Here is a 16,150-nt window from a genome sequence, read left to right on the forward strand (position 1 = left end):
CCGCCCAGTCTCGCGTCATGGTGCGCCTCCCACATCGGCCCTGGCCGCCGTCCGGGGGGTGGGGTTAGGTGCACCCCCTTGCGGTGCCCAGCGTCATTCTGCCCGCCGGCCCGATCCCGCACGATCAACGGCATGGCAGTCATCGACGTCCACCAGTTGCAGAAGCGCTACGGCGACCGGCACGCGGTCCGGGACGTGTCGTTCACCGTCGAGCGCGGCGAGATCTTCGGCGTCATCGGCCGCAACGGCGCCGGCAAGACCACCACCGTCGAGATCATCGAGGGCCTGCGGCCCGCGGACGGCGGCACGGTCCGCGTCCTCGGCCTCGACCCCCGCGACCCGGCGCTGCGTGAGCGGCTCGGCGTGCAGTTGCAGGAGTCGCAGCTGCCGGACCGGATCCGGGTCCGCGAGGCCCTGGACCTGTTCGCCTCGTTCTACCGCGACCCCGCCGACCCGGCCGCGCTCCTGGCGTCGCTGGGCCTGGCGGAGCACGCGAACCAGCAGTACAAGCGGCTCTCCGGCGGGCAGAAGCAGCGCATGTCGATCGCGCTGGCGCTGGTCGGCTCGCCGGAGGTCGCGGTCCTCGACGAGCTCACCACCGGCCTCGACCCGCACGCCCGCCGGGAGACGTGGCGGCTCATCGAGGACATCCGCGACCGCGGTGTCACCGTGCTGCTCGTCACCCACTTCATGGACGAGGCGGAGCGGCTCTGCGACCGGATCGCCGTCATCGACGCCGGCCGCACCGTCGCCGTCGACACCCCGGCCGGGCTGACGGGCCGCGCCGATTCGCTGGAGTCCGCCTTCGTCTCGCTCACGTCCGCTCTGGAGGGCTGATCATGCGCACCCTGACCCGGCTCACGGTCGTCGAGACCCGGCTCATGCTCCGGGAGGTGACGCCGCCGCTGTTCACGGTCCTGCTGCCGGTCGCGCTGCTGCTCGTCTTCGGCTGGTCGCCCGGCACCCGCGTCCCCGACGCCGCGCTCGGCGGGCACCGCGGCATCGACACCGTCCTGCCGTCGATGTCGGTCATGGTGTCCCTCGCCATGGTCGCGTTCTTCATGCTGCCGGTGGTGCTCACCACGTACCGGGAGAAGGGCATCCTGCGCCGCTTCGCGACGACCCCGGTGAAGCCGTCGGCGCTGCTCGGCGCGCAGGTCCTCATGAACGGCGCCGTCGTGCTCGTCTCGACCGCGCTGACGCTGGCCGTCGGCGTGACCCTGATGGACATGCGGCTGCCGGACCTGCCGCTGGTCCTGCCCGTGCTGCTGCTCGGCGTCCTCGGCCTGTTCCCCGTCGGGCTGCTCGTCGCCGCCGCGGCCGGCAGCGCCAAGACCGCGACCGGCTGGGCCTTCGCGCTGTGGTTCCCGTCCGCGTTCTTCGCCGGCCTGTACGTGCCGGCCGAGCAGCTCCCGCCGGCGCTGCGCCGCGTCGGCGACTGGACGCCGCTGGGCGCGTTCCGGCAGGCGATCCAGGCCGCGTGGGCCGGCGACGCCCCGCGCCCGCTGCACCTGGCGGTCCTCGCCGCCACCTGCCTGATCGCCGGTGGACTGTCCGTCCGCCTCTACCGTGCCACCTAACCGACACTGCGGTGACGCACGGTGACCACTATGATCGGCGGGACAAGGGGGTGGCGGGTGCAACCAATGGCAGAGGCGGTCGTCGATCTTGACGCCGTGGCGCACAATACGCGGCTCCTGTCCGGTCTCGCCGCCCCACGGGCCCAGACGATGGCCGTCGTCAAGGCGAACGGGTTCGGTCACGGATTGCTACCGGTCGCCCGCACGGCGCTCGCCAGCGGTGCCACCTGGCTCGGGGTGACCTCCATCGCCGAGGCCCGCGCCGTGCGCGCCGACGGGATCGGCGCGCCGACGCTCGCCTGGCTGTACGGCACCGGCGACGACTTCGTGTGGGCCGTCCGCAACGACGTCGACCTGTCGGTGTCGACGCCGCGGCACCTGGAGTCGATGCCGGCCGGCGCCGCCGTCCACCTCAAGGTCGACACCGGGCTGACCCGCAACGGGGTCGCCTGGGCCGACTGGCCCGACCTGGTGACGCGGGCCGCCGACCTGGAGCGGCGCGGCACGATCCGGGTCCGCGGGATCTGGTCGCACCTCGCCGCCGCCGACGACCCCGGCAACCCGTCGGTGGCGCTGCAGCTCGAACGGTTCGACGAGGCCCTCGCGGTCGCCGCGAAGGCCGGGCTGGAGCCGGAGCTGCGGCACCTCGCGAACTCCGCCGGGATCATCGACCTGCCCGCCACCCACTACGACCTCGTCCGGGCCGGGCTCGCGCTCTACGGGGTCGAGCCGATCGACGGGGTCACCGCCGGGCTGCGGCGGGCGATGACGCTGCGGGCCAGCGCCGTCAACGTCAAACGCGTCCCGCCCGGGACCGGGGTGTCCTACCTCCACCAGTACGTGACGGACCGCGACACCACGATGGTCCTGGTCCCGGCCGGATACGCCGACGGCGTGCCGCGCCTGCTGAGCAACCGCGGCGCCGTCGCGATCGGCGGCCGGCGGTGCCCGATCGCCGGGCGGGTCGCGATGGACCAGTTCGTCGCCGACGCTGGTGACCTCGACGTCGCCCTCGGTGACGAGATCGTGCTGTTCGGGCCGGGCGACGGGGCCGAGCCGACCGTGGAAGAGTGGGCGGCCTGGGCACAGACCAACCCGCATGAGATCTTGACGGGCATCGGCGCCCGCGTCCCGCGAACGTACCTCGGTAAGGAGCACGTGCATGGCTGATCGTCGCGTCCGCGTCGCCGTCGTGTTTGGAGGGCGCAGCGGCGAGCACGAGGTCTCGTGCAAATCGGCCCTGAGCATCGTGCGGTTCCTCGACCGGTCCCGCTACGACGTGGTGCCCGTGCGCATCACCCCCGGCGGCACGTGGGTCTTCGGCCCCGACGCCGCGTCACCGGAGGGCCTCGACCTGGAAGGGCTCCTCGACCTGACCAAGGAGACCGACACGCCCGCGCTCGCCAGCCTCGCCGAGGCGATCGGCGCGATGCGCGAGTGCGACGTCGTCTTCCCCGCGATCCACGGTCCGTACGGCGAGGATGGCACCATCCAGTCCGTGCTGGAGATGGTCCGCCTGCCGTACGTCGGCAGCGGGGTCTTCGCCAGCGCCGCCGGCATGGACAAGGAGTTCACCAAGCGGCTCCTCGTCGCCGACGGCCTACCCGTCGCCGACGGCGTCGTGCTCCGCGGCGGCACCGGCACCGTGACACCCGCCGAACGCGAGCGGCTCGGGCTGCCCGTGTTCGTCAAGCCGTCCCGGGCCGGGTCGAGCCTCGGCGTGTCCAAGGTCGACGACTGGGCCGACCTCGACGACGCCCTCGCCGAGGCCCGCGCCAGCGACGCGAAGGTGCTCGTCGAGGAGATGGTGCACGGGCGGGAGGTCGACCTCGGCGTCCTGGAGCACCCCGACGGCTCCCTGCAGGTCGGGCCGCCGCTGGAGATCAGCTTCCCCGACAAGCACGAGTTCTTCGACTACGAGGCCAAGTACCTCGACCCGACGACCATCTTCGACATCCCGGCGAAGCTGGAGCCGGCGATCATCGAGCGGCTCCAGGACCTCGCGGTGCGCACGTTCCGCTCCCTCGAATGCCGGGGGTTGCTGCGGGTCGACTTCTTCCTGCGGTACGGCACGGAGCCGGTCATCAACGAGGTCAACACGTTCCCGGGCTTCACCGCCGTCTCGCAGTACCCGCAGATGTTCCGGGTCGCGGGCCTGGACTACCCGGCGCTGCTCGACGTCCTCATCGCGACCGCCCTGGCCCGGCAGCCGAGGCCCGCGCTGGAGTCCTGAGCGGCTTCCGCGGGTTCTTCGGGTCGGCGGCGATGGGGCGGGCCTCGATACGATGGCCGTCGCGCGTCGGTCATAGGAGGCAGTTCCCGGTGACGTATCCACCCGCTGGAGATCCGCAGCAGCCGTACCAGCCACCGGGCTACCAACCGCCGTCGCCCAGCTTCTCGCAGCCCGCTGCCTACCCGCAGTCTGCTGGTTATCCGCAGTCTGCTGACTATCCGCAGCCTGATGGTTATCCGCAGCCCGGGTATCAGGTGCCACCGCCCGGGTTCCCGCCGACCGGGCAGCTCCAGCCGGTCGGGAGCGGTGGTCAGCAGTCCGGGTCCGGCAAGTGGGTGCTGCTCATCGCCGGCGCGTTCCTGGCGCTGCTGGTCGTGGTCGTCGGCGGCTGGTTCTTCGTCCAGCGGGTCCTCGTCGACTCCCCGACCGACGTGACCGAGCGCTACCTCGACGCGGTCAACGACCGTGACCGCGCCGCCGTCGTCGACATGGTGTGCTCCTCCGAGCGGCCCAAGGCGCTCAGGGGCAGCGACTACGTCGACGACGACGATGACGACAAGACGACCTTCGACTGGAAGATCCTCAGCGAGACCAAGGGCCGGAACTCTGCCGAGGTGCGGGCGCGGGTGACGCTCCACGACCCCGACTCGGACCGCACCCAGTCGGTCAACATCTCCGTGACCCTCGTCAAAGAGGACGGCGACTGGATGATCTGCGGCGTCCGCACGGACTGATCACGGCCGGCCACGGCCCTTTCGTGGGCCGAGGTCCTTGCCGAGGTCCTTGCCGAGGTCCTTGCCGGGGTCCTTGCCGGAGGTTCAGAAGGGGAGGCCGGTCAGCCGCTCGTACACCTCGACATATCGCGAACGGGTGCGCTCGACGACATCGGCGGGGACCTCGGGACCGGGCGCCGTCTGGTCCCAGCCGGCGTCCCGGGACCAGTCGCGGACGGACTGCTTGTCGAAGGAGAACTGCGTGCGGCCCGGCTCCCACTCGTCGAGCGGCCAGAAGCGGGACGAGTCGGGGGTGAGGACCTCGTCGGCGAGCATCAGGGTGCCGTCGGCGGTGCGGCCGAACTCGAGCTTGGTGTCCGCGACGATGATGCCGCGCTCGGCGGCGATGTCGCGGCCGCGGGCGTAGACGCGCAAGGTCAGGTCGCGCAGCTCCTCCGCCTGCTCCTTGCCGAGCCGCTCGACCACGTCGTCAAACGTGATGAACTCGTCGTGCACGCCGACGGCTTCCTTCGTCGTCGGGGTGAAGATCGGCTGCTCCAGGCGGTCGGCCTCGACCAGGCCGGGCGGGAGCGTGACGCCGCTCACGGCGCCGTCGCGGACGTACTCCTTGAGACCGAGACCGGTCAGGTAGCCGCGGGCGATGCACTCGACCTGGACCATGTCGAGGCGGCGGCAGCGGATGGCCCGGCCGGCGAACTCGGCGGGCACGTCGGTCGCGGACAGCACATGGTTGGGCACGATGTCGGCGAGCTGCTCGAACCACCACAGCGACAGGCGGGTCAGGACCGCGCCCTTGTCGGGGATCGGGGTGGGCAGCACCACGTCGTAGATCGAGATGCGATCGGACGCGACCAGGATCAGGTCGTCGCCGTCCAGATACACGTCGCGGACCTTGCCCGAATGCAACAGCTTCACGCCGGCCAGCCTAACGCCTAGACTTCCTTCGATCTCAGGGGTGCGGCGACCCCTCCGTTGTGGTTGCCCGGAGGAGCCCTCTCATGCCGCACACCCGTCGTCAGCTCATCGTCGCCGGCGCGCTCGGCACCGGTGCCGTGGTGCTCGGCCCCGGCGTCCGCGCGTCCGCGGCCGTCGTCAGCGCGGATCTCGTCGTCTACGGTGCGACGCCCGGCGGTCTCGCGGCCGCCGTCCAGTTCCAGCGGTCGGGCGGCACCGCGGTGGTGATCGACCCGGGCACGCACGTCGGCGGGATGACCACCGCCGGCCTCGGCGCCACCGACACCGGCAACACCGCCGCGATCGGCGGCCTCTCGCACGAGTTCTACCGCCGCGTCCACGCGAAATACGCCGGCACACCGGTCACCCCGACATCGCCGGCACGGTTCAAGTTCGAGCCCCACGTCGCCGCCGCCGTCTTCGCCGACCTCCTCGCCGAGGCCGGCGTCACCGTCCAGCTGGGCCGGCGGCTCGCCACCGTCACGAAGGCCGGCAACCGCATCGTCGAACTGTCCACCGAGGACGGTCAGGTGTACCGCGGCCTCATGTACGTCGACGCCAGCTACGAGGGCGACCTGATGGCGAAGGCCGGCGTGGCGACGACCCTCGGACGCGAGGGCAACGCCGCCTACGGCGAGAGCGTCAACGGCGTCCAGCTGCGCGACAAGCACCAGTTCGTCAGGCCGGTCGACCCGTACGTGACCCCGGGAAACCCGGGCAGCGGGCTGCTGCCGGGCGTCTCCGCCGCGACCCTCGCACCGAACGGCACCGCCGACGACCGGGTCCAGGCGTACAACTTCCGCATGTGCCTGACCAGCGCCACGAACCGGCTCCCGTGGCAGCGCCCCGCAGGCTACGACGCGGGCCGTTACGCGCTGCTGCTGCGCTACATCGACGCCGGCTACACGGGACCCTTCTTCAACACGGTCGACGTCGGCGGCGGCAAGACCGACTCGAACAACGACGGCGCCTTCTCCACCGACCACATCGGCGCTTCGTGGAGCTATCCGACGGCCTCGTTCGCCGTCCGGGACGCCATCGTCGCCGACCACCGCACCTACCAGCAGGGCCTCATGTGGTTCCTGGCCAACGACCCCCGCGTCCCGGCGACGATCCGCTCCGCCACGGCGGCCTGGGGCCCCGCACCCGACGAGTTCACTGCGACCGGGTCCTGGCCGCCGATGCTGTACGTGCGGGAGGCCCGCCGGATGGTCTCCTCGTACGTCATGACCGAGCACAACTGCCGGGGCGCGGCGACCGTCCCCGACTCGGTGGGCCTCGCCAGCTACACGATGGACTCCCACAACTGCCAGCGGCTCGTGGTGTCCGGCGTCGCGAAGAACGAGGGCGACGTGCAGGTCGGGGTGCCCGGCCCCTACCAGGTGAGCTTCCGCTCGATCGTCCCGGTGGAGGCGCAGTGCGCGAACCTGCTGGTCCCGGTCTGCCTGTCGGCGAGCCACATCGCGTACGGCTCGATCCGCATGGAACCCGTCTTCATGGTCCTCGGCCAGTCGGCGGCGGTGGCGGCCCGGCTCGCCCTGACGACCGGCGTGCCCGTGCAGCGGGTGAACATCTCCACGCTGCAGTCCCTGCTCCGCGACCTGGGCCAGCGCATCGACATCTCCGCCGGCGCCGAAGTCATCATCGACTCCCGCGGCGCGGGCGTGACCCGCGCCGGCACCTGGCTCCCGAGCACCTCGATCGCCGGCTACTACGGCAGCGACTACGAGCACGACAACAACACCGCGAAGGGCGTGAACCGCCTCCGCTTCACGCCGTCGCTGCCGTCCTCAGGCGCCTGGACGGTGCAGCTGCGCTGGACGGCCCACACGAACCGGGCCAGCAACGTCCCAGTCGACGTCGTCCACACCGGCGGCGTCACCACCCACACCGTCGACCAGCGCACCTCCGGCGGCCAGTGGATGCCCCTCGGCACGTTCCAGTTCACCGCCGGCAGCGCCGGCTCCGTCCTGATCCGCACCGAACAGACCAACGGCTACGTCATCGCCGACGCCGCCAGATTCGTCCGCGCCTGACCCCCTGGCGGACTCGCTCGACCCGACGCTGTCGTCCGGCCGGCACCCGGACTCGTGGCCGCCGGTCCGCCCCGTACGGACCGGCCCCACCTTCGCCGGCGACCTCGTCCCGCACCCTGCTCGCCTCACGCCCGCCTGGTTCCGCGTTCGCCTGGTCTCGGCCTTGTTTGTTCCGCGCTTGCCTGGTCCCGCACCGTGCTCGTTCCGCGCCCGCCTGGTCCCGCAACTTGCTCGTCCCACGCCGGCGGGTTCCCGCACCCGCTCGGCCCCGGCACCCGCCTGGCCCGCGCGCGGCTACTCCCGGACCCACTCGTCCCGCGCCGTTTGATCCACGCCGGGCAGATCAGCGGCTACGCCGTCGCCTGATCCGCACCCGCCTGATCCGAACGGGGCGGACCAACGCCCACGTCATCGCTGCCGCCAGATCCGTCCGCGCCCGGCCACTGGCGATTCGTCCTGCCCACCGACCCAGGGCACCCAGCGCCTGGACTCGTGGCAGCGCTGGTCCGCCCCCAGCTCGTTCCATGCCGCAGCTCGTCCCGTGGCAGCTTGATCCGCCCGCTTGATCCGCGCCTGCTTGATCTGCGTTGGGCAGAATTCGTTCCTGCCTGATCCGCGCGCGGGAGACCAACGGCCAGGTCATGATTGACACCGCCAGATTCGTCCGCCTGACCACTGACGGACTTGTTGCGCCTGGCCCGCAGCTTGGCGTTGGCTGCCTCGCGAGCCCGCGCCTTCGCTGACAAGCTCAGTTCGCGCCCAGTCGTCTCAAGACTCGCTCGTCCCGGACCCGTCCGACCGTCCGCCGCGGGTCAGACGCAAACCCGCACCCGCACCCGCATCTGCTGATCCACCCCGGGCCAGATCCACCCCAGGCAGATCCGCGGCCACGTCGTCGCAGGACCCACACCCGCCTGGCCCGCGCGCCCGGCCTGGCCCGCCGCCCGGCCTGGCCCGCCCGTCCCGCACCCGGCGGATCAACGGCTACGTCGCCGACGCTGACGGGTTTGTCCGCGCGTGATGGCTGGCGGATACGTCCGGTACTGATCGCTGGCGGCCCTGTGGCTGGACCGTCTCGCTCGCTGCTGGCACAGGCTTCGACTGCTGGGTGCCGGGGTGACCGCTGCAAAGCAACCCTACACCCGCCCAACAAGTCGATCTCCGGGGTCGTGACCGACCGTAGTTTCCATATTCCCACCAGGGCCGCCACGGTGCGAGAGGGCGTCGCGCACCGTGGCGGAGGGGCTACGGGTTCTCGTCGTTGCGGGTCTGTTCGGCGAGGAAGCGCTCCAGCTCCGCGCCGATCTCGTCCGCCGTCGGGAGCGGGGCGGGGGAGTCGGCCAGGAGGTTGTTGCCCTGGCGGCCGCGGGTGTACGCGTCGTACTGCTCCTCCAGGGCCCGCACCAGCGACGCGGCCTCGTCGGCCTGGGCGATCTGCACGTCGATCTCGGCGCGGACCGACTCGGCGGCGGCGTGCAGCTCGTCGGTGGGCAGCTGCAGGCCGGTCGACTCGGAGATGCAGGCGAGCAACTTCTCCGCCGCCGACGGGAACTCCGCCTGCGCCACGTAGTGCGGCACGTGCACGGCGAAGCCGAACGCGTCGCGGTCCTGCTGGCCGATGCGGAACTCGAGGAGGTTGCCGACGCTGCCGGGCACCTGGACGCGCTGCAGCCACGGCTCGAACCCGGCGATCAGGTCCCGGCTCGTGCCGTGGGCGGTCACGCCGGTGGGGCGGGTGTGCGGCACGGCCATCGGGATCGCGGTGAGGCCGACCGTCGCCCGCACGTCGAAGCGCTCGATCAGCTCGATGACCGCGGCCGTGAACCGCTCCCACTGCAGGTCCGGCTCGGGGCCGTCGAGCAGCAGGAACTCGGTGCCGGTCGCGTCGCGCAGGACGCGCAGGAGCAGGCGCGGCTGCTCGTAGTGCTCCCAGTGGTCCTCGACGAACAGCATCGCCGGGCGCCGGCTGCGGTAGTCGTAGAGCTGGTCGAGGTCGAACGTCGCCACGGTCCGCGGCGAGCCGATCGTCAGCAGGTGTTCGCGGGCGAGGCGGCTCGCGTTGCCGGCGTCGACGAAGCCCGTCAGCGCGTGCACGAGCACCGGCCGGTCGACGGCCGGCGGGTCCTCGGTGAGCGTGTAGAGCTCGCTGGGGTTGAGCACCGGAACGCAGCCTCCTTGAACAACGATTGCAAGAAACGCAACTCGCGGGTGCGCTCGATCATTCCATCCCGGCGGACCAGGGATTCGTGAGGATCGCGTAGACCAGTTCGTCGACGGCCGGCGCGAGCGACGTGAACGACGGCCCGGCTCCCGTGTACGGGTCGGAGACCTGCAGCATCATCTCGTGCACCCCTCCCACCAGCGCGATCGCGAGCAGCTGGGACAGCTCGGGGATGGCCGGGTCGGCGGCCCGCGCCGCATCGACCACCTCTACCAGCGTATCGGCGAACCGGCGCTGCATCTGCTGCCGCAGCCGGTACGCCTTCGGGCCGGCCGCCTGGATCTCCACCAGCAGCGTGCGGGTGACCGCCGGCATGCTCTCCAACGCGTTCAGGTACGCGGTCACCCCGTCGTTGACCATCGCCTTCCAGCCGGCGTCCCCGCTGCGGTCGGTGCTGGTCGCGGCGCTGCGCACGACGGCGAGCAGGTGCACGCAGCCCTGCTCGTACAGCGCCATGAGGCACGCCTCCTTGTCGGTGAAGTGCTCGTAGAACGTGCGCTTCGACACCCGCGCGTGCATGACCACGTCGGCGATCGTCGTCGCCGCGTAGCCCTTGTCCGCGATCGCCGCCGCCAGCCCGCCGGTCAGTGCCGCGCGGACCTCCTCGGCGGTTCTCGTGCTCGTCATGCGCCTGCCTCGGCCTTTCGCCAGAATGTCCGTGGGTGTTAGTTTGCCTGGTACTGGACGGTACCGCGGACGGGAGGCCCTACGGTGCAGCACAGCTTGTCCGGCCAGGTGGTGCTCATCACCGGAGCCGCCCGGGGGATCGGGGAGCACACCGCCCGCATCGCGGCCGCCCGCGGCGCCAAGGTCGTCCTCGTCGGCCTCGAACCCGACCGCCTCGCCGCCGTCGCCGCGGACCTCGACGCGGCGTGGTTCCCCTGCGACGTCACCGACCAGACCAGTCTCGCAGCCGCCGTCGAGGGCGCCGTCTCCGCCCACGGCCGCATCGACGCCGTCGTGGCCAACGCGGGCGTCGCCAGCCGCGGCACCGTGGCCACCGGTGACATCGAGGCGTTGGTACGAACGGTCGAGGTCAATCTCGTCGGGGTCATGCGCACCGCCGCCGCCGTCATGCCGCACCTCATCGAGTCCCGTGGCTACCTGCTCATCGTCGCGTCGGCGGCGTCGTTCGCCGCGTTGCCGGGGATGGCGCCGTACTGCGCGTCGAAGGCGGGCGTCGAGCACTTCGGCAACGCCCTGCGCCTGGAGGTCGCCCACCACGGCGTCCGCGTCGGCACCGCCCACCCGTCGTGGATCGACACCGACCTCGTCCGCGACGCCCAGGACGACATGCCCACCTTCCGCGAGACGCTGCGCAAGCTGCCGCCGCCGCTGGGCTCGACCACGTCGGTGGAGCGCTGCGCCGAGGCCTTCGTCTCCGCCCTCGAACACCGCCGCCGCAAGGTCTTCGTCCCCCGCAGCGTCGCCCTCGTGTACTGGCTGCGCACCATGGTCAACAGCCGCCTGTCCGAGCGCGTCATCGAACGCCAGGCGCGCACCAGCGTCCCCGCCATGGAGGAGCAGGTCCGCACCCTGCGCCGCGGCTTCGGCGCCAACACCGCCCCCGGCCTGCCCGCAACGGACGTGCCCGTGCTCGCCGAGCCACCCACGCCGGGCTTCATCGCCGACCGCTACCACCGCTGAACCCCCACCACCGGCCGCCCCTTCCGCGCCAGATCGCGGGCGTCGGGCAGCTCGGCGGTGCATACCCGCTCCGGCCGCCTCTTTCCGCGACGGACCGCGGGCGCCGGTAGATCAGCACGCCGCGATGTGGGCGCCCGCCCTCGCCGGCCCTTCCACGGCTGACCGCGGGCGTCTGGCAGGTCGCCGGTCAGTACGCCCGCGGCCTGCGTGGCCCGCGACCTGGGCACCCCGTGGTGGCCGGACCGTTCCCGCCGGGGTCAGCGGCGGCCGCAGCCACCACCGAGCGGACCGCCCGGTGGTCAGCTGCCGCGGGTGGTGCGCGTTTCGTGGACCATGATGGCGATCTGGACGCGGTTGGTGCAGCCGAGCTTGCCGAGGATGCGCGACACGTACGTCTTCACGGTGGCCACGCTCATCAGCAGCGCCGCACTGATCTCGGCGTTGGAGCGGCCCTCGGCGACGGCGTCGGCGACCTTGCGTTCCGCCGGGGTCAGCGCGTCCAGGGCTCTCTCCGCGACCGCGCGCCGCTCGGCGGTGTCGTCGCGGACCACGTGGTCGACGAGCCGTCGTACCACGGCCGGTGACAGCATCTGCTCGCCGGCCGCGACCCGCCGCACCGCGTCCAGGATCGCCAGCGGTGGCGTGTCCTTGAGCAGGAACCCGTGCGCCCCGAGCCGCAACGCCCGCAGCACGTGCTCATCCGTGTCGAACGTCGTCAGCACCACCACGGACCCCGGCACCCCTCCGGCCCGCAGCGCCTCGAGGGCGGCGAGCCCGTCCATCCGTGGCATCCGGATGTCCATGAGGATCACGTCGGGGTGGCTGGCCCGTGCCACCTGGACGGCCTCCACACCGTCGCCCGCCTCCCCGACGAGCTCCAGCTCAGGATCCCCGCCGAGGACCATCGCCAGCCCGGCCCGCACCAGCGCGTCGTCGTCGACGACCACGACCCGGATCACCCCCGCCACGGCAACCACGCCTCGAGGTGAAACCCGACCTCGCCACCGTCCCCCGCCCCGGCGTGCCCTGGACCCCCACTGACCTGCGGACCCGCGCTGGACTGCTCTGCCGCGCCGACCTTCTGCGCCCCGCTGACCCGCTCTGCAGCGGCGGACTGCTGCGCCCCACCGACCTGCTCTGCCTCGCCGAGCTGCTGGACCAGGCCGGACTGCCGTGCCCCGCCGTACTGCTGGGCCGCGCCGGACTGTGGCGCCGGGTCGGACTGCTGGGCCGCGCCGGACTCCTGGGCCGCGCCGGACTGTGGCGCCGGGTCGGACTGCGGCGCTGTGGTGTACCGCAGGCTCGGGACGGTGCGGCGGGGGCCATGTTCGAGGCGGCCGCCGGCAAGGGTGACGCGCTCGGCCAGGCCGACGAGACCCGACCGCGACCCCGGCAGCGCGGGGCGCACCGGGACGGCCGGCAGCGGGTTGCGCAGTAGCACGTGCAGCTCGCCCTGGCTCGTGCGGTCGAGGCGGACCGCGACGGTGGCGCCGGGCGCGTGCTTGCGGGCGTTGGTCAGGCCCTCCTGCACGAGGCGGAACGCGGTCCTGTTCACCGCCGCCGGCAGCGTCTCCGGCCCTGTGTCACCGCCGGCGGTGAGCCGGTTGTCGAGGTCGACGGGGGTGCCGGCCCTGCGCACCTCCTCGATCAGCTCGTCCAGGTCGGCGAGGTCCTGGCGCGGCCGCAGCTCGTCGGCGTCGCTGCTGCGCAGCACGCCGAGGATCTCCCGGAGCTCCTCCATCGCCTGGCGCGCGCTCGCCCTGATGGTGCCGCCCGCCTCGGCGACCTGCTCCTGCGACAGGTCGCGGCGGATCTCCAGGGCGCCGGCGTGCAGGCTGATCAGCGAGATCCGGTGGGCGAGCACGTCGTGCATCTCGCGGGCGATCCGCTCCCGCTCCAGACCGCGCAGCAGATCGGCGCGCTGCTCGGCCTCCGTCTCGGCGCGCACGGCCCGGTCCCGCAGCGACGCGATCAGCTCCCGCCGCGCCCGCACCGTCGACCCCCACGCCAGGACGATGCACGTGACCAGGGCCATGGCCGTGGCGTTGCCCACGACCTGAAGGTCAGGGTCCGGATAGCGGAGCATCAGCGGGACCGGCACCAGCAGGTGCGCGACGGCGACCCCCAACGCCACCCGGAACGGCCGGTGCACCGTGACCGTGAACACCGCGATTATCGCCGCCCCGCCGACGAAGTCGGTGAGCGCCGCCGGGATGAGCAGCAGGAGCGCCACCTGTACGGGCCAGCGCCGCCGCCACCAGATCAGCACCAACGCCGGCACGGTCACGGCCGTCGACAGCAGCAGCCGCTCGTCGCTGAGGGCACCGCTGTCCAGCCCGGAGGCCGCGGCGACCACCATCGTCAGCGCCGAGATGACGAAGACGGTCGCGTCGACGACGAGGTTGCGCGCCTTCATGAGCGCACCAGGGGACGCCAGTGCTGTGTGGTGCCGTCGTCGCGGACCGTGTACCCCAGCTTCTGGACCTCGTCGCGCAGCTCGGTGGCGTCAGTGGTGCTCTTGCTGGTCAGCGCCACCGCCCGGGCGGCGAGGACCGCGTTGACCGCGGCCGGCAGGTCCGGCAGGTCGGGCACCCACCGCCGGAACAGCTCCCCGAACGGGTCCTCCTTCTGCCACGGGTACCCGTGCGCCCGGAACGCCTCCGCCACGTGCGGGTCGCCGGCCTTCTCCAGCCGCTCCCGCACCACCTGCCGCGAGTCCCGGTCCAGCACGACGAGCAGCCGCCCGTCGACGAACACCGCCGACACGTCCTCCCGGCGCACCACCCAGGCGGCGTCGCCGAGCCGCAACCGCAGCTCGCTGTCGGCGACGGTCACCCGCAGCGTCTCGTGCACCGCCACGACCACGAACACCACCCCGAGCAGCAGCCCGGCGGCCACCAGCGCGACCCGCCCGAACCCGTGGTCGAGCGCCGCCACGAGCCGGACCGGCCCTCCGAACGGCACCCACGGCAGGCTCAGCAGCCAGCGCGCCAGCAGCGGCAACGCCCAGCCGGCGGCGACCCCGGCCAGCGGGAACCCGGCGCCGATCAGCCACTTGTCGGCGCGGGACAATCCCAGCTCGTGTTCTGCCATACGCCTCACGGTAGGCAGCCGCACCGCGGCGGGACAGTCTCCGAAAGTCGTCGCGTACACCTGGATCAGCCGCCATTGGTCGTTGTGATGTGCACCGACTCCACCCACGACGGCGGCAGCGGAGGGTTCGCTCCGATCAGCCCGGCGATGAGCCGGCACCCCGTCGGCTCGTCGGGCCACGGCGTCCCGCCGTCGGTGAGGACGACCACGATCTGCGGCTTGTCCGGCGACCGCAGCGCCGCCGCGATCCCGACCCGCATGTCGGTGCCGCCGCCACCGCCGAGCTCGACCTGCTCCGCCTTCACCACCCGCGTCACCGCGTGCACGTCGGCGTCGCAGGCGACGACGGTGACCCGGTTGCCGCGGATGCCGACGGTACGCAGCACGCCGGTCACCTCGCTCAGCGCCGCCGCCAGGTCGTCGGTGCCCATCGAGCCGGACGTGTCGACGACCACCGCAACCCGCGGCAGCGGCCGGCGCAGGCTCGGCAGCACCACCCCGCGCATCGCCCCCGTCCGCCGCCCCGGCCGCGCGTACGTGTAGTCGACGGCGCCGCTCGCCCACGCCACCGCCTGCCGCAACGCCCCGGTCAGCAGCCGCCGCCAGTCGACGACCGGCTCGGCGATCTCGTCCGCCCACCGCTGCCAGCCCCCGGGCACGGTGCCGCGCGACCGCACGTGCGCCCGGATGGCGTCGGCGGTCTGCCGCCGGATCGCCACCGCCTCCACGTCCCGGACGCCGGGGCCGGCAGCGTCACCGACCTCACCCGCGACCGGGATGCCGTGCGCCCCCGACCCGCACTGCACCTGGTGCGCGTGCGTGTGCGGGATCCCGGCCAGGTACTCCTCGAACAGCCGCCCCTCCGGCAGCCCGAACGTCGCCGGCTCCACCCGCGACGCCGGCAGCACCAGCTTGTCCGCGACCAGGTCGTCGTTGATCTCGCAGTCCTGCGCGAGGTTGACCCGCAGGTGGTCGCCACGGTCACCCGCCGGCAGCCGGTCCGCCCGCCCGTGATGGTCACGCAGCAGGTGCGCCACCTCGTGCACCCAAACCCCGGCCAGCTCCTCGACGCTGTGCGCGTGCACGAACTCCGGCGACACGTACAACCGCCACCGCCGGTCGACCCCCATGGTCGCCAGGTGCCGGCTCGGCACGACCGACAACGCGTACAACGCCGTCGCCAGGTACGGTCGCAGCATCGCCGCCTTGTACCGCGCCGCGAGCAGCTTCGTCCGATCCAACGCCTGCGCCGCCCCTGCCGACGGCCCAGGAGGAGGCGACCCCGGCAGCACGCCCGCCGCCCCCGTGCCGGGAGACGATGCCTCCTGCGCCACCCCGGACTCGGAGGGCGGCACCTCCGCCGCCGCCAAGGACGGCAGCGTCTGGTCAGCCAGCGCCGGCGCGGACGACGCCAGTTGTGGGCGCGGATGTGAAGAGACCGGCAAGCCGGCCGCAGACACCGGGTGCGCGCGCGGCGATGGCGCAGACGCCGGCCCAGCCGTGGCCACGGCCGATGCCACCTCCGTCGCCGCGCTGCCAGACGGCGTTGCCTGCGCCGTTACGGACGCGGGCGGTGCCGCCTGCGTCGTCGCGGACGTGGGTGGTGTCGCTTGCGGCGTCGCGGGCGCAGACGGTGCCGCCTGCGACGTCAC

13 protein-coding genes and 1 pseudogene are annotated in these 16,150 nt (G+C 72.7%); 7 read left to right on the forward strand and 7 right to left on the reverse strand.

What is annotated here, in order from left to right:
* Positions 1-132 precede the first annotated feature (132 nt).
* The 5 genes and pseudogenes from ACFY3L_RS12395 to ACFY3L_RS12415 form a co-directional block, all read left to right on the forward strand.
* A pseudogene (locus tag ACFY3L_RS12395) lies at positions 133-786 on the forward strand (ABC transporter ATP-binding protein); the annotation flags it as partial.
* A 53-nt stretch (positions 787-839) separates the two neighbouring features.
* The gene (locus ACFY3L_RS12400; protein WP_389321985.1) at positions 840-1,580 is read left to right on the forward strand and encodes an ABC transporter permease; all 741 of its coding nucleotides are present in this window, start codon (positions 840-842) and stop codon (positions 1,578-1,580) included.
* Between the two features lie 66 nt (positions 1,581-1,646).
* On the forward strand, positions 1,647-2,750 hold the full coding sequence (alr, locus tag ACFY3L_RS12405) for an alanine racemase (protein WP_389321986.1): 1,104 nt from the start codon (positions 1,647-1,649) through the stop codon (positions 2,748-2,750).
* Positions 2,743-3,813 carry a D-alanine--D-alanine ligase family protein gene (locus ACFY3L_RS12410; protein WP_389321988.1) on the forward strand — a complete coding sequence of 357 codons (1,071 nt, stop codon included), beginning with the start codon at positions 2,743-2,745 and terminating at the stop codon, positions 3,811-3,813. Before alr ends, ACFY3L_RS12410 begins: the two co-directional genes overlap by 8 nt.
* A gap of 89 nt (positions 3,814-3,902) precedes the next feature.
* A complete protein-coding gene (locus tag ACFY3L_RS12415; RefSeq protein WP_389321990.1) occupies positions 3,903-4,547 on the forward strand; it encodes a hypothetical protein in 645 nt (214 codons plus the stop codon).
* 84 nt (positions 4,548-4,631) lie between these two features.
* Here the strand turns inward: ACFY3L_RS12415 and ACFY3L_RS12420 are convergent, their stop codons facing one another.
* Complete coding sequence (locus tag ACFY3L_RS12420; RefSeq protein ID WP_389321992.1) at positions 4,632-5,462, reverse strand: phosphoribosylaminoimidazolesuccinocarboxamide synthase; 831 nt, start codon at positions 5,460-5,462, stop codon at positions 4,632-4,634.
* An 83-nt stretch (positions 5,463-5,545) separates the two neighbouring features.
* Here ACFY3L_RS12420 and ACFY3L_RS12425 point away from each other — a divergent pair, with 83 nt between their 5' ends.
* A complete protein-coding gene (locus ACFY3L_RS12425; protein ID WP_389321994.1) occupies positions 5,546-7,537 on the forward strand; it encodes an FAD-dependent oxidoreductase in 1,992 nt (663 codons plus the stop codon).
* Positions 7,538-8,782: 1,245 nt separating this feature from the next.
* On the opposite strand, the gene ACFY3L_RS12430 is transcribed toward ACFY3L_RS12425, so the two are convergent.
* Together ACFY3L_RS12430 and ACFY3L_RS12435 are read right to left on the reverse strand one after the other, a co-directional pair.
* Entirely contained in the window at positions 8,783-9,697 is a 915-nt protein-coding gene (locus ACFY3L_RS12430) for a proteasome assembly chaperone family protein (RefSeq protein ID WP_389321996.1), read from the reverse strand.
* Positions 9,698-9,755: 58 nt separating this feature from the next.
* Positions 9,756-10,385 carry a TetR/AcrR family transcriptional regulator gene (locus ACFY3L_RS12435; protein ID WP_389321998.1) on the reverse strand — a complete coding sequence of 210 codons (630 nt, stop codon included), beginning with the start codon at positions 10,383-10,385 and terminating at the stop codon, positions 9,756-9,758.
* A gap of 84 nt (positions 10,386-10,469) precedes the next feature.
* On the opposite strand from ACFY3L_RS12435, the gene ACFY3L_RS12440 reads away from it, so the two are divergent.
* Positions 10,470-11,405, forward strand: a complete 936-nt coding sequence (locus ACFY3L_RS12440) for an SDR family oxidoreductase (RefSeq protein ID WP_389322000.1) — start codon at positions 10,470-10,472, stop codon at positions 11,403-11,405.
* A gap of 299 nt (positions 11,406-11,704) precedes the next feature.
* On the opposite strand, the gene ACFY3L_RS12445 is transcribed toward ACFY3L_RS12440, so the two are convergent.
* From ACFY3L_RS12445 to ACFY3L_RS12460, 4 genes are all read right to left on the reverse strand, one after another.
* The gene (locus ACFY3L_RS12445; protein WP_389322002.1) at positions 11,705-12,373 is read right to left on the reverse strand and encodes a response regulator; all 669 of its coding nucleotides are present in this window, start codon (positions 12,371-12,373) and stop codon (positions 11,705-11,707) included.
* Positions 12,361-13,821 (reverse strand): histidine kinase, encoded by a 1,461-nt coding sequence (locus ACFY3L_RS12450; protein WP_389322004.1) that lies wholly within the window; start codon positions 13,819-13,821, stop codon positions 12,361-12,363. Before ACFY3L_RS12450 ends, ACFY3L_RS12445 begins: the two co-directional genes overlap by 13 nt.
* Positions 13,818-14,498: a hypothetical protein gene (locus ACFY3L_RS12455; protein WP_389322006.1), complete on the reverse strand. Its 681-nt coding sequence runs from the start codon at positions 14,496-14,498 to the stop codon at positions 13,818-13,820. Before ACFY3L_RS12455 ends, ACFY3L_RS12450 begins: the two co-directional genes overlap by 4 nt.
* Before the next feature lie 65 nt (positions 14,499-14,563).
* The gene (locus ACFY3L_RS12460) at positions 14,564-15,868 is read right to left on the reverse strand and encodes a VWA-like domain-containing protein (protein ID WP_389322008.1); all 1,305 of its coding nucleotides are present in this window, start codon (positions 15,866-15,868) and stop codon (positions 14,564-14,566) included.
* Positions 15,869-16,150 lie beyond the last annotated feature (282 nt).

It is taken from the genome of Dactylosporangium sp. NPDC000521 (assembly GCF_042898305.1).
In the GTDB taxonomy this organism is placed as follows: Bacteria; Actinomycetota; Actinomycetes; order Mycobacteriales; family Micromonosporaceae; genus Dactylosporangium.

What these genes read in the sequence shown, in the direction of transcription:
- ACFY3L_RS12400 (WP_389321985.1), top strand. Translation starts at nt 840, where the DNA reads ATGCGCACCCTGACCCGGCTCACGGTCGTCGAGACCCGGCTCATGCTC.
- alr (WP_389321986.1), top strand. Translation starts at nt 1,647, where the DNA reads ATGGCAGAGGCGGTCGTCGATCTTGACGCCGTGGCGCACAATACGCGG.
- ACFY3L_RS12410 (WP_389321988.1), top strand. Translation starts at nt 2,743, where the DNA reads ATGGCTGATCGTCGCGTCCGCGTCGCCGTCGTGTTTGGAGGGCGCAGC.
- ACFY3L_RS12425 (WP_389321994.1), top strand. Translation starts at nt 5,546, where the DNA reads ATGCCGCACACCCGTCGTCAGCTCATCGTCGCCGGCGCGCTCGGCACC.
- ACFY3L_RS12435 (WP_389321998.1), bottom strand. Translation starts at nt 10,385, where the DNA reads ATGACGAGCACGAGAACCGCCGAGGAGGTCCGCGCGGCACTGACCGGC.
- ACFY3L_RS12450 (WP_389322004.1), bottom strand. Translation starts at nt 13,821, where the DNA reads ATGAAGGCGCGCAACCTCGTCGTCGACGCGACCGTCTTCGTCATCTCG.
- ACFY3L_RS12455 (WP_389322006.1), bottom strand. Translation starts at nt 14,498, where the DNA reads ATGGCAGAACACGAGCTGGGATTGTCCCGCGCCGACAAGTGGCTGATC.